The organism is Streptomyces sp. NPDC059564 (assembly GCF_042735575.1).
GTDB lineage: Bacteria > Actinomycetota > Actinomycetes > Streptomycetales > Streptomycetaceae > Streptomyces.
The window spans coordinates 1-697 of the sequence record NZ_JBHWBP010000645.1; the positions used below are offsets into that span (position 1 = coordinate 1).

Consider the following 697-nt stretch of genomic DNA (forward strand, 5'->3'; position numbering starts at 1 on the left):
AGGCCCAGGGCGCGCCGCACCGGCGTGTGCAGGCCGTCCGCCGCAACCAGGTACCGGGCCGTCAGCCACGCGGAGTGCACCAGCGGCAGCGCCAGCCCCTCCACCACCACCGCCACGTAGTTCGGGTGCCGCAGCCACCGGTACGGCCCGCCCGTGACCAGCGGCAGCCCGGGCACCACGAGCACCCGGGTGTTCCAACGCGGCCCCAGCGCCGCGACGCACCACCAGCGCAGCACCTGCGCCGCCACGACGAGACCGAGCGCCGTCCAGCCGAGGAGGGGCAGGAACGGCCGGTACGGGGCTTCGAGCGCGCACCCCACCAGCAGCGCGGTGTGCAGCGCGACCATGGCCGGGTAGTGGCCGCGGCCGTACTCGCGGGCACCGCGCGCCAGGCTCCAGGCGGCATGGCGCCGGGCGGTGACCAGCTCGGCGAGCCGCTCCGCCGCCACCAGGGCGAGGAGCAGCAGGTAGGGGTTCAGCAGGGGGGACGTCGACGGCATCAGGACCTCACCAGCGCAGCAGGACGAGTTCGGAGGCGAAGCCCGGGCCGAAGGCCAGCATCAGCCCGACCGATCCGGGCGCGGGCGGACCGGCGGCCTGCACCGAGCCGAGGATGTGCAGGACGGACGCGGAGGAGAGGTTGCCGACCGCCGCCAGGGACCCGGCTCCGTCCCCGAAGAGCGCTCCGGCTACCAGG

At 75.8% G+C, this 697-nt stretch carries 2 protein-coding genes; both read right to left on the minus strand.

The genetic code is table 11. The features are described 5' to 3' along the window. A partial coding sequence (locus ACFV0Q_RS41240; RefSeq protein WP_385013208.1) for an isoprenylcysteine carboxyl methyltransferase family protein occupies positions 1 to 500 on the minus strand: 500 nt, incomplete at its 3' end. A gap of 7 nt (positions 501 to 507) precedes the next feature. Further along, positions 508 to 697, minus strand: a 190-nt coding sequence (locus ACFV0Q_RS41245) for a 3-oxoacyl-[acyl-carrier-protein] synthase III C-terminal domain-containing protein (RefSeq protein WP_385013210.1), incomplete at its 5' end; no start/stop codon positions are given.